The 12,933-nt window shown below is 54.1% G+C and carries 6 protein-coding genes; 5 read left to right on the top strand and 1 reads right to left on the bottom strand.

What is annotated here, in order from left to right; translation table 11 throughout:
• Nucleotides 1–8 precede the first annotated feature (8 nt).
• The 5 genes from ACYVAD_RS04240 (at nt 9) to ACYVAD_RS04220 (ending at nt 6,043) form a co-directional block, all read left to right on the top strand.
• Nucleotides 9–1,613 (top strand): hypothetical protein, encoded by a 1,605-nt coding sequence (locus tag ACYVAD_RS04240; protein ID WP_461138210.1) that lies wholly within the window; start codon nt 9–11, stop codon nt 1,611–1,613.
• A gap of 65 nt (nt 1,614–1,678) precedes the next feature.
• Nucleotides 1,679–2,554, top strand: a complete 876-nt coding sequence (locus tag ACYVAD_RS04235) for a DUF1684 domain-containing protein (RefSeq protein WP_461138209.1) — start codon at nt 1,679–1,681, stop codon at nt 2,552–2,554.
• A gap of 317 nt (nt 2,555–2,871) precedes the next feature.
• A complete protein-coding gene (locus ACYVAD_RS04230; protein WP_461138521.1) occupies nt 2,872–3,321 on the top strand; it encodes a c-type cytochrome in 450 nt (149 codons plus the stop codon).
• A gap of 18 nt (nt 3,322–3,339) precedes the next feature.
• Nucleotides 3,340–4,563 (top strand): sulfite dehydrogenase, encoded by a 1,224-nt coding sequence (soxC, locus tag ACYVAD_RS04225; protein WP_461138208.1) that lies wholly within the window; start codon nt 3,340–3,342, stop codon nt 4,561–4,563.
• Nucleotides 4,564–4,618: 55 nt separating this feature from the next.
• Complete coding sequence (locus ACYVAD_RS04220; protein WP_461138207.1) at nt 4,619–6,043, top strand: phytoene desaturase family protein; 1,425 nt, start codon at nt 4,619–4,621, stop codon at nt 6,041–6,043.
• Nucleotides 6,044–6,134: 91 nt separating this feature from the next.
• Here the strand turns inward: ACYVAD_RS04220 and ACYVAD_RS04215 are convergent, their stop codons facing one another.
• Entirely contained in the window at nt 6,135–12,353 is a 6,219-nt protein-coding gene (locus ACYVAD_RS04215; RefSeq protein ID WP_461138206.1) for a beta strand repeat-containing protein, read from the bottom strand.
• Nucleotides 12,354–12,933 lie beyond the last annotated feature (580 nt).

Raw genomic sequence — 12,933 nt, 5'->3', positions numbered from 1 at the left:
TCTTTTTTATGTCAACTATTCCACTAAATCGATCGGATAATTTGGTAAATAAACGACGAGTTTCGGTAGCCAGCCCCACGAGCCAATCCTGGACGTCGACGCAGAAAATAGTGTTTCGCATTGCGTTCATCTTCTTCGTGCTTGTCTCGGTTCCGACCAGTGCGGAGTGGTACAAAAACCTGTTTACCTTCGACTGGCTGCATCCGCACTACCGCGACTTGTACGACATTGCCCGCTTCCAGCCGAACATCCTGGGTCGCGTGTCGTGGTGGCCGGTCTGGTTGGGTTACGGCGAGTGGGTGTTCCTGCTGCTGGTGTCTACGGTGGGCGGTCTGATCTGGACGGCCATTGTCCGGCAACGTAAGGCGGAACCCGCCAACTACGAAACGCTCTATTATTGGCTGCGGGTGCTGGTACGATACCGGGCGGGTATTGGCATCATCGGCTTTGGCTTCACCAAACTGATGCCGACGCAGTTGCCGTACCCCTCGCTGGGTTTGCTGAATACCAACTTCGGCGATCTGACGGCCCAGAAAATTTACTGGCTGTCCATCGGTATTGTGCCCTGGTACGAGGTGTTTGCCGGGGTAGTCGAGGTGCTGGCCGGAGCGCTGCTGTTCTTCCGGGCGACGACGTTCTGGGGGGCGGTGCTGCTGTTCGGTGCGCTGGCCGACATTGTATATGTTAACTTGGCCTACGATGGGGGCGTCCATGTTTACAGTTCGTACTTCGTGCTACTGGCGGGCTTCCTGCTAGCTTATTACGTTCCCGATCTCTACAACCTGCTGATTCGGGAACGGCTGACGGTGCCGCACTACTTCGCGCCCCGGTTCAGCGGCTGGCAGCAGATAAGCCGCGTTACGCTGAAAACGGCCGCGATCGGTATTTTTCTGGTGCTGCTGGGTTGGGTGCAATACGTCAATTTTCGCTACGATCCGTACAAGCAACCCGCCCAGAAAGGCGTACACGACCTGCGCGGCAACTACGCCGTGACGGAGTTTCGGTTGAATAACCAGCTGATTCCGGAGTCGCCGTCGGACACGGTACGCTGGCAGGAAGCCACGTTCGAGAATTGGTCGACGCTGACGTTTAAAGTCAACCGCGCTACCCCGCTCGACCTGTCGAACGGGGGCGGCTCGCCCATGCGCGACATCAATCGGACGTTCGAACTGACGGGTGTTGCCGGGGGGCAGCGGGTATTCTACTACGATGCCGATTCGGTGAACCACGTACTGTATCTGCAGGACAAATACCGCCCGCAGTTGGACCGGAGCGAACGACTGTCGGCAGATCTCGTGCGGGACAAACCTAAAAAGGCGAAGAAGCCCGCACCCGACTGGATTCCCGCCGACGCCCGCGCCCGTATCGGTGAGGAAGACGGTAAAATCGACGCTATCGCCCGCAGCACTCGACGCACCAAGGGTATCAAATCGGAAGCCGACCGGGAAGACGGCAAACGGAAGCACATGGTGCTACGCTACCAGACCACTGACGGTTCGCGGGTCGTATTGACGGGTGTCAACGAAATAAACGACTCGATCTGGGTCGTGCTTGACCGCGTACAACGGAATTACGCTTTATCAGAAAGTACCCTCAATGCGGGGGTTTATTGAGTAAAAACTTGGTTGTCAGGCAAATACTCTATTTGGACATACGGACGCATCAATCCATTCGAACCATGAAATCACTACGTAAATCTGCATTTCTGCTGGCTCTCCTGCCCGCGCTTGCCTTCACCGCCGACACGCCCTACGAAGAATCGATCCGGGCCTGGCAGAAAAAACGGGTTGAAATCCTGAAAAGTGAAGACGGCTGGCTGAATCTGGCTGGGCTGTTCTGGCTCAAAGAAGGCGTAAATACGCTGGGGGGCAGCGACAAAAACAGTATCGTTTTCCCCTCCGATCACAGCAAGGCGTCATTAGGAAAGCTGGTGCTGAAAAAAGGTACTGTTACGTTCGAAGGGGCTCCCGATGCCGCGGTATCGGTGGCGGGGCAGCCGGTAGCGAAACAGGAGGTCTTCCCGTACACAAAACCGGTAGTGCTGGAACACCAGTCGTTACGTTGGTTCGTGATTAAGCGGGGCGATCAGTACGCGGTGCGGCTGCGCGACCTGGAAAGCCCCGACGTAAAATCATTCGCGGGAATCCCGGCTTTTCCCATCAACGAACAGTGGCGCGTGAAAGCGAAGTTTGTGCCGACAGTGGGGGAGAAAATCCGGGTTGTCGATATTACGGGGCGGGTATCGCAGGAAGATTCGCCGGGTAAGCTGGTGTTTACCGTGGACGGAAAGGAGCAGGTGCTGGTTCCAACGGGTAACAAGGAACACCTGTTTGTGGTCTTTGCCGACCAGACGACCCGGCACGAAACCTACGGTGGTGGCCGCTTCCTGAACCTCGACGGCCCCGATGCGAACGGGATAGTCGATCTGGATTTCAACAAAGCCTATAACCCACCCTGCGCCTTTACGCCCTACGCAACCTGCCCAACACCCCCCAAAGAAAACCGGCTGACGGTGGCCATTCGGGCGGGAGAGCAATACAAAGGCGATCACTAATCGGGTTGTTGCTAAGAAAGTAAATACACTAACTATTTTTTGTCATGCTGAGGTACGAAGCATCTCCGGAAGCAACCCTTTGTCGATTACCGAAGATGCTTCGTACCTCAGCATGATAAAAGGCTAATGTAAAGTCTGCGGTGAACTCGCTCAACTACTTACTGATGAATAGAACGTATTGGCGGGCCGGTTTTCTACTAAGTATGATCGGGCTGGCCGCTGGTTTTCGCCCGAATGTACGGTTACGGCTCACAACCACACCTCGAACGAGTTCAGCCGATACCATACCCGCACCACCCCGCTTCGGCTTTGGTCGAATGGCGACAGCCGCTGAAATAACCCGACTGGATATCGACGTGCGTCCCGATGGGGAAGGACTTCCCGCCGGGACAGGAACGGCCGTGCGCGGAAAAGCAATTTTTGCGACCAAGTGTGCGGTTTGCCACGGAGCGGGTGGTGTAGGAGGTCCTAACGGTTCACTGGTGACAACGACCGTGATAGCCGGTAAACGACCCGAAAAAACGATCGGCAACTACTGGCCTTACGCCACAACGGTATTCGACTACATTCGCCGGGCTATGCCGTTCAGCGAACCCGGTTCGCTGACAAATGAGGAGGTCTATAACTTAACGGCTTACCTGTTGCACGCGAATGGGATCATCGACGAGAAAGCCGTCGTGACTGCGGAAACGTTGCCGAAAGTGATCATGCCCGCCCAGAAACTATTTATCCCGGATGATCGACGGGGTGGCCCCGAAATCCGGTAAGCCACTCGTTTCCTGATTATGAAAAAAGTAAATCGCCGAACCTGGCTGAGTGGAACTGCAACGGCCGCTGTAGCCATTGCGCAGACGGCTACGGCGAAAGCAGTTCAGGTAGGCATTCCGATAGAACGGTTTTGGAAAGATGACCCGGCTGATCCGACAAAGCAGCCCGGTGTATCGCCGGGGCAGGTCGGAACGCGTTCGCCGTTTGAAAAGCTGTTAAAAAGTCCGTCGGATACGTCGTCCCGAACCCCGTTGCAGGATTTACACGGCATCCTGACGCCTTCCGATCTACATTTCGAGCGGCACCACAACGGCGTTCCCGCCATCGATCCGACAACCTACGAACTGATCATACATGGCATGGTCGATAAACCGCTCACGTTTACGCTCGCCGACCTGAAACGCTTTCCGTCGGTGTCGCGCATCGCCTTTCTGGAGTGCTCTGGCAATTTCCGAACGGGTAAGGAAACACTGAGTCCGCAGGATATTTGTGGTCTGACGAGCCAGAGCGAGTGGACGGGCGTGTCGCTGGCGACGCTGTTTCGGGAGGTAGGCGTTAAGCCCGGTGCGCGCTGGTTTCTGGCCGAGGGGGGCGATGCTGCCCTGATGACACGGAGCATCCCCGTACAAAAAGGCTGGGACGACGCCATCATTGCCTACGCCCAGAACGGCGAAGCGTTACGTCCCGAACAGGGTTATCCGGTACGGCTGTTTCTGCCGGGTTGGGAGGGGAATACCAGTGTAAAATGGCTGCGTCGGCTCGAGCTGTCCGACCAGCCGTACATGACCCGCGAAGAAACGTCGAAGTACACGGAAGCCGTGGGCGATGGAAAAATCCGGCAGTTCAGTTTCGACATTGACGCCCGGTCAATCATTACGTTTCCGGCGTATCCGGCACCCGTGCAGCGGGGCTGGATCGAGATTCGTGGATTAGCCTGGAGCGGACGGGGCACCATCGAGCGCGTTGAGGTGAGTACCGACGCGGGGAAAAGCTGGCAGATGGCCGCGCTTCAGCAGCCGGTGATGGACAAATCGCACACTCGGTTTCGGCTGTTGTGGCATTGGGACGGTACGGAAACTGAAATCATGAGTCGGGCTGTTGATAGTACGGGGTACGTGCAGCCAACGTTCCGGCAGTTGCTCGACGCGCGGGGTGGCAACAGCGGCTATCACATGAATCCCGTAACAGCCTGGCAGATCAAACAGGATGGCCGCGTGCTGCACCGGCCCGAAAAAAGTTAATCATTGATGCATCGTTTGGGGTTATGAATGGTGCATCCTTAAACACAATTGAAAAGTGGGGCAATCAACGTACGATGCCGTGGTGGTGGGATCCGGGCCAAATGGCCTAGCCGCGGCCATTACGTTGCAGCAACAGGGCCTATCGGTTCTCGTGATCGAAGGCAAGCCGACGATTGGCGGAGGACTGCGCTCAGCGGAACTGATGCTGCCGGGCTTCGTGCATGACATCTGCTCCGCTATTCACCCGATGGCGGCTGGCTCGCCATTTTTCAAAACTCTACCGCTCGCTGAATACGGACTGACGTTCGTGAATCCGCCCGTAGCCGCTGCGCATCCGCTAGACGGGGGCAAGGCCGCTGCCTTGCAGGGATCGGTTGCGGATACGGCCCGGACGTTGGGTATTGATGCGGACGCTTATACGAATTTGCTGGGGCCGCTGGTCAAGAGCTGGCCGGGATTGGCTCCCGACGTACTGGGACCACTACGGTTTCCAAAACACCCAATCGATCTGGCCGCTTTCGGACTGAATGCCTTACAACCGATTACGCTACTAGCCAGGCGGTTTAAAACTCCTGAAGCGCGTGCGCTCCTGGCTGGTATGGCCGCTCACTCCATTCAGCCCCTAACGAATCTGACAACTTCAGCCATTGCGCTGGTACTAACGGCAGTTGGACATTTGCAGAATTGGCCGGTGCCGCTGGGTGGCTCGACTAAAATTGCGGATGCAATGGCGTCGTATTTTCAATCAATTGGCGGCACGATCATCACCAACTGGTTTGTTAAATCGCTGAATGAGTTACCCCCCGCGCGAGCCATCCTACTCGACGTAACGCCCAAACAGATGCTGGCGCTGGCAGGTGATCGGTTTTCGCCTGTTTACCGGAAACAGCTGGAACGCTACCGTTATGGTATGGGCGTGTTCAAGATCGACTGGGCGCTGGATGGACCGATTCCGTTCACTGCGCCCGAGTGCCGACAGGCGGGTACGGTCCACATTGGCGGCACGCTGGAAGAAATCACGATTGCCGAACAGCAGACATCAGACGGGAAACACCCCGATAAACCCTTTGTCCTGTTGGCCCAGCAAAGTCTGTTCGACGATAGCCGCGCGCCCGCCGGAAAGCACACGGCCTGGGCGTATTGCCATGTGCCGAATGGTTCGACCGAGGATCGGACGGAAGCCATCGAGCGCCAGATCGAGCGATTTGCGCCCGGCTTCCGCGACCTGATTTTAGCTCGGCATACGATGAATACCCAGGAAGTCGAAGCGTACAACCCAAATTACATCGGGGGCGATATCAACGGTGGTATTATCGACATTACCCAGCTTTACACCCGGCCTGTTATAAGTTTGTCGCCGTACAAAACTTCCGCCAAGGGAATCTACGTTTGTTCGTCGTCGACACCGCCGGGAGGGGGAGTACACGGTATGTGTGGCTTCCATGCTGCCAAACAGGCGATGGCCGATCTGTTTCACTAGAAATAATTTGAGCTTACACTAAAGCGGGATGCCCCAGGTAAATCTATCTGGAGCATCCCGCTTTAGTATGCTGATGACTGGCTAAGCAGGGCTATCTGATCATTATTTTCTGACCTGTCACTGGCGGGCAAAGAGCAACGTAACACGTGAACGGTACCGTAACCGTAGCTACTGTAGCACTTGCCATGCCCGCGTTATCGACGACCCGGAACGGTATCACTGGGATTACCACTCCCCCCGTACCATCAACGGGATCTATATAAACAGAGACGTTAGTCGCTGCGGTAACTCCTCCGGGTGGGAATGTGACCGAGGTGTACGCAACGCCGTCGATGTACATCGTGGTGACGTTAGTGGGGAAGCTTACATAGCGAATCGCTACGACCGTGCCATCGGGGTCGGTACCAGCAAAGCTGGATGAAGGGATGGCTATAGCGTTGGTACCGCCCGGGTTAGCCTGAGCCGCCAACGTAGCCGAGATTGACGTAGGTAACTGCTCAACCCCAAAGTTGACACCAGTGACTTCGCCACTACCGACGGTGACTGATGTAATACCGTTCGCCAGACCATCGCCAGCAGCGGTTATTCCTTCGCCCGTTGAGGTCCAGTTGGTAGGAAGGCTAATGGCTGGTGGGGCGCTACCTATTGTTCCTGCCGCGGTGCTAAGCTGTACGCCGTAAATGCCGGGAGCAACATTGTCGAAACGGTAGAGGCCCGCCGGCGAAACGCTGAGCGATGCGACGACGGTGTTGGCACTATTGATCAGAATGGCGAATAAGCCCCCGGCATTGGTACCGGTTCCGTTGATTGTGTTATCGGTAAGCCCGTTGACATCATTCACTACGGTACCGCCAATACCTGGCGTAACGGTGAAGCTGACCAGTGCGGTGGCGCAGGTGGGCGGGCTGAGTCGGTCGCAGAGCTGATAGGCCACCGTGTAGGAGCCCGGGGCGGTGCCAGCAGCCACCGAAAGTGAACCGGTAGTGGTATTGAGTGTGACGCCGGTAGGATAGGTGCCTAGCGGGCTGACGGTGGCATTGGTAGTCAGGTTAGCGGCTTGTCCGTTGACAAAGTCATTGCCCGCTACGTTAGCTACTGGCGTACCACCCGTGCCGGCGCTGACGGTGCCCGCGTCGGGATTCGCCGTTATGACGTAGGTGAACGGGACACTGACTGTACCGGTAGCTGTACTTTCCTGTCCTGCATTATCAATGGCCCGGAAGTCGATGCTGACCGTGACAGCCCTGTCAACAGGATCGATACGCACCGCACTACCCGCGGCCGCAGTTACTCCGCCTGCCGGAAAGGAAGTGTACGTAGTGGTGCCAATAGTCAATGACGTAACGTTGGTAGGGAAGGTAGTGTATCGAATCGCATTGATAGTACCATCGGCATCCGTGCCGGTGAAGCTGGCTGGGGGGACGCTGACGGCGTTAGTACCACCGGGATTAGCCTGAGCGGCCAGCGTACTGCTGGTAGGTACGGGCAATTGATCGAGGCCGAAATTGGCGTTTGTTATACTCGCCGTGGCCACTGTGACCGAAATGATACCGTTGGGCGTGCCATCGCCAGCGGCCGTGGTTCCCTCTCCCGTAAATGTCCAGCCTGTTGGTACGCTGACCGTTGGGGCGGTGCTGCCAATAGCGGCTGTGGTGGTGCTTAGTCGAACGCTGTAGGTGCTAGCGGCAACGCCGGTGAAGCTGTAAACGCCTGTAGCAGGTACAGCCTGAAAGGCGACTACGTTGCCCGAAGTGTTGACCAAATTAACGAACAGGCCGCCGGCGTTCGTGCCTGTACCGCTGATCGTATTGTCGGATAAGCCGTTACCGTCGTTGAAAATAGTACCCGTTACGGACAGTCCGGTAAAGGGTACCGAAACGGCACCGGTTGTGGTACTCTCCACGCCAGCATTGTCGATAACCCGGAATGGGATCACTACAGTCACATTACCATCGATGGGGTCAACACTTACTGCCGTTCCTGCTGCGACAGTGACACCACCACTGGTAGGAAACAGCAGTGTTCCTGGTATACCAATACCAATGTTCAGTAGGTACGTAGTGCCGCCGATGGTGATACTGTTGGCATTGGACGGAAAAGCCGTGAAATGAATCGTCGTTATCGAACCGTCCGCGTCGGTGCCAGTGAAGCTGGCTGGTGGAATCGTTACGCTGGTTAACCCTCCTGGGTTGATCTGAGATGTGAGGGTGATTGATGTGGAAACGGGTATCTGATCAAGGCCGAAATTGACACTGGTCAGGCTGGCCGTGGCCGTCAGGGTCACGGCAGTAATACCGTTGGGCGTACCGTCGCCTGCCGCAGCAGTGCCTTCGCCGACGAAAGTATAAGCGCTAGGAATCGACGCTGCGGGCGGAGTAGTACCCACGACAGCGGAAGTTGTGCTCAGTCGTACGGAGTACGTACCCGCCGTAAGGCCAGTGAAGCTGTAGGTACCAGCGGTGCTAACAAGCGCGTTGGCCAGCACTGACGTTGACGCTGAGTTGGTCAGAATGACATAAAGGCCACCTGCGTTCGTCCCGGTACCATCAATGAGGTTGTTGGTCAATCCGTTTCCATCGTTGTAGACCGTTCCAGACAGGGTCGGGCTAACCGTGAAGGTAGCTAGGGCCGTTGTGCAGTTAACCGGGCTGAGCTTGTCGCAGAGCTGATAGGTTACTGTGTACGAACCCGGTGTGGTACCGGCAGCTACCGAAAGCGAACCGGTAGTGGTATTGAGTGTGACGCCGGTAGGATAGGTACCTATCTGAGCTACTGTGGCGTTACCGTTAGTGCCCAGTGTGGCAGGTTGACCGTTGACAAAATCATTGGCCGCGATGTTGGCCACGACCGTTCCGCTGGTGCCCGCACTGATGGTCAAGCCTGCATCGGGATTGGCACAGGGCACGATGAGCACCACGAAGGGCGATGTTTTAGTGAAGCAGGTGCCATCGAAGAAGGCCGCATAGTAGGTGCCCGAGGTCAGAGCTGTTACGTCGGCGATGCGGTTTCCGGCGGTGGCGCTGACGCTAGAATGCCAGGTGAGTGTGGTGGATGCGGGCTGGTTGGAGGTTGTTATACCGGCAAGGCTGGCGCTGGTAGTGGGGCAAGTCGACGTAATCGCCGTCGTGCTGAGTACGGGCTGGATGACTTCAAAGAACTGAATGTCATCCAGGGCGAAGTCGTTACCATTAGCGGCTGGTGCACTACTAATAAGTCGGAAATTGACGCTATTAGTAGTGGCTGTAAAGCTAAGTGAGTACGGAATCCAGGTTAGCGTGTTGGTAGTGGCTATATCACCCGTGTTGTTCTGGGCTAGGGTAGTACTGTTGGCCGATGCACTACTGGTGACTTGAAAGATGAGGTTGGGTAGGACAGAGTTAGGAATGACAGCTGGATTAATAAGGTTGGTGATATAAGCACGTACCGCATAAGCTCGCCCAATAGTGAGTCCGTTTATAGTCTGGGAGTAAGCGGTCTGTCCAGGGTTGGACCCATTAATGAGCAGCATGCGTCCGTTAGGATTACCTGTGTGGTCAGGGCCATGTAACCATACATTGTTGCTAGCTCCACCGAAGTCGTCTCCTTGGTCAGGGTTGTTGACAATGCCGTATTGTCCGTCGTTAATGGGATCCGTATTCCTATATGTATAGCCAGGTACCGTCGCCGTTGTTGAAAAGGGCGGGCCAAAACCGGTTCCGGCGCCAAAGTCTTCGTTAAAGAAGAGAATCTGGGAGTTGCAGAAGTCGGTTACTACTAAAAAGGGTACGCCAACTGTCCCGGTAGTCGTACTTTCTCCTCCAGCGCTGCTTATAAGGCGGAAGGGAATAGTTGCTGTTGTCGCTCCATCAATGGGATCAATGAGTACACTGGTACCAACTGGTGCCGTGACGCCCCCTGCGGGAAAATTGGTACTAGTATAGACGGTCGTGCCGATGGTAATACTACTAACGTTGGTGGGGAATTCGGTGTAGCGCACGGTAGAAATAGTACCACTGGAAATGGTGCCGGTGAAGCTCATCGGCGGCACAGCAACGCCGACGGTGCCGCCGGGATTAGGTTGCCCACTGATAGTCAAACTGGTTGGTACAGGTGCTACGACAACTGTGACCGTCGCCGAGGCAGTGGCCGAGCAACCCTGACTTGAGGTTGCCGTGACTGAGTATGGGTTAGAACCAAGCGTTGTCGGGCTGACAATTAGCGTTCCGGTCGTGTTTGTCAGGCCAGTGCTGAACCGATAACTGCCGATGGTGCCGTTACTGCTGGTCGTCAGCGTCGCGCTGTTGCCGTTGGTGATTGTTGCGCTGGTCAGCGCTGTTGTAAAAGACGACTGGTTAGTAACGGCAATCGTCACGGCTCTGATGGGGGACACACAACCTGTCGAACTGGTGTAACGAGCAGTCACTGAATAGCTACCTGGTGCCACGTTGGTAAAGACAGGACTCGTTTGATATGTAGAGCCATTAATACTATACTCATAACCGGTGCTTACTGGTGAGGCAATAGTAAGCGATCCTGCCGTTGAGCAGGTGGCGTCGGTTTTCTGAACAGTCGGTTGAGGAATGGCAACTCCAAAGCTGATATCATCGATAGCCAGGTCATTACCGGATGTACCTGTGGTGTTGTTACGTAGTACTAAATCGACCATGCTCTGGTTTGCCGTAAAGAGCAGACTTGTCTGTTGCCAGACGCCGACCGCACTGATATTGCCGGAGTTTCCTGAGCTGATTAGTGTACCACTATCGGGATCGTAGACTTCAAATGATATATTCGGGAGATCGGGAGCTCCCTGTGTGTTAACGTTCATCGCCCAGGCTGAAAACGTATAAACGCCACCTGTCAACAGACCTGTGAATCGACGCCGGTAAAAAACGCCTGGTTCGCTGGTAGCGTCGACTGCCAGCATTCGTCCGTTGGTATTTCCAGTATGATCTGTGAAATTACCCGCGTACCCACCCATCAGCGAGGTTGTATTGGCCAGCGAGTAATAGCCAAAACCATATCCACCAGAGGCATAGTGGTACCCAGTCAACCCAAGCAGTGGCCCTCCGTATCCTGTACCTGTACCGAACGTTTCGGTAAACGTAGCTGACGTGCTACACACATTGCTGATAGGGGTGGTTTGCACTAAAGCATTCTCAAAAACTACGTGCACAACCTCTCCGGCACTGACTACAACCGACGCTGTATTTGTGGCTACATTAGAGGAAGAAGGCGTGCGACTTTCGTAAAATGTGATGCCGTTAAGGTCCCATCCTTGTACCGCAGCTTCTGTTATCGTATAGGTACCGGCGGCAACAGCGATAAGCGCCGAGTTGTCATTTGGGCTGGTTCGGACGTTCTCATCACTCAGAAAAATACCTGTTTCTGTGCGTGAATATATCCGATCTCTCATGCCGCCCGCAAAATTAGGTAGCCTGGCCCATATCTGCGAAAGTGGGCCACCTGTCAAAAAACCTAAGAGCTGTGACGTTGATTCTACAACCCAGCCTGTACCCGTATATCGGTACGTAAAATCGCCAAATCTGGCGAAAATTGTTCCGTTCTCTGTGGCCGCTATTTCAGTTCCTGACCCTGCATTAGCTGGAAAGCCAAGATTTGTGCTCGTCCCGTCACCGTTAACTCGAATGATGTCTTCAGTCGTTACACTTTTATAAATGAACTGATTTGTTGTATTGGGAATAGCGTCTACACTGCGTGCGCTAATGCCGCTAACCAGTGTCCAAGTGACTGGGCTAGTTGAGGTGGTAGAGCGTCGCCATACCTGATTATTGCTAAGTACCGCGTATTGAATCCCCTGCCAGTTGTCAGAAACATCGGTAACTGATACTGATAAGTTACCAGTTACATCCGTTTCAGTCGTTCCATTGTCGTAATAGATATAACCACGATTGCTAATTGTTGCAATACCAATCCGCGCACCAGTTGCCCCCCCATCAATGTTGGAAAGACGTCCGGTTCTGGATACCCAGGCACTTGTATTGGGAGCGCGGTAATAGACGGCATAGTTACCGTTGGCATCTGCTGCGTCGGCCAGTGCCCACAGGCCACCGCCGGCCCCTCCACCCAGTCCGCTGATCGGAGTCAGTGTAGTCGCCTGGTCATTGAGCGTAAGGGATGAAACGGTTGTTGGCCCCCCCGATACCGAGTACGTAAAATTGACGCCTGATTCTTCGTTGAAAGATCTATTGTGTAGATAGATATATCCTGTCTGCGCCCAGGTTGCAACGCTTGCACTTAGCCAGTATGAAACAATAAGTAGAAAGCCGACAAGCTTCTTGTGGCATATATGAGGCATGAAAGGTACGTTCATAGCTGAACGCTTTTTCAGGATAGTTAGTGATACGGTGGACATGTACTCTCTATACACGGATGTCAGTAGTAGGTAGAAATCCACTGTGTATTTGGTGGATTGCCGGGAGCAGTTTTCTATTGATAGGCAGCCTTTAACAGAAAAATACAGATTATTAGGTAGCAAAATTTAGGCCATGGTTACAAATTTTGCGTTATCATATGAGAAAATTCGTTTGAACTTTTCCTTCATACGTTCTTCTCTTATGTGGCTTCTACAGAGATATATGATTACAGTAAATAGCTGACTAGTAGATTATTAGAGTAGGTATTGACTATTAATTGCTATCAAACTACTTAATTAGTAGATTGTATATTTTATCTGTAACGTATTCGATTCGCACTCTTGAGAGCTGAACACCGAAAACAGATCAAGAATGATAGCGTTGTCTCAATTCCACGTGTCGTCAAACGACGTTCTGACTGCGAATAGGTGGCTTTCTTTACTAAAAATGTATATATACAGCTTAAGTGATTTGTTGAGCCGGAAGGTGTTCAGCTCTTTCTTCGGGAGCTTGAGTGTGTAGAATCTGGGGTATTCA

The organism is Spirosoma pomorum, from assembly GCF_054776615.1.
Note: the sequence above shows the minus strand (reverse complement) of the source record. Positions and strands in the feature narration are given on the sequence as shown.

What these genes read in the sequence shown, in the direction of transcription:
- ACYVAD_RS04240 (WP_461138210.1), top strand. Translation starts at nt 9, where the DNA reads ATGTCAACTATTCCACTAAATCGATCGGATAATTTGGTAAATAAACGA.
- ACYVAD_RS04235 (WP_461138209.1), top strand. Translation starts at nt 1,679, where the DNA reads ATGAAATCACTACGTAAATCTGCATTTCTGCTGGCTCTCCTGCCCGCG.
- ACYVAD_RS04215 (WP_461138206.1), bottom strand. Translation starts at nt 12,353, where the DNA reads ATGAACGTACCTTTCATGCCTCATATATGCCACAAGAAGCTTGTCGGC.
- ACYVAD_RS04230 (WP_461138521.1), top strand. Translation starts at nt 2,872, where the DNA reads ATGGCGACAGCCGCTGAAATAACCCGACTGGATATCGACGTGCGTCCC.
- soxC (WP_461138208.1), top strand. Translation starts at nt 3,340, where the DNA reads ATGAAAAAAGTAAATCGCCGAACCTGGCTGAGTGGAACTGCAACGGCC.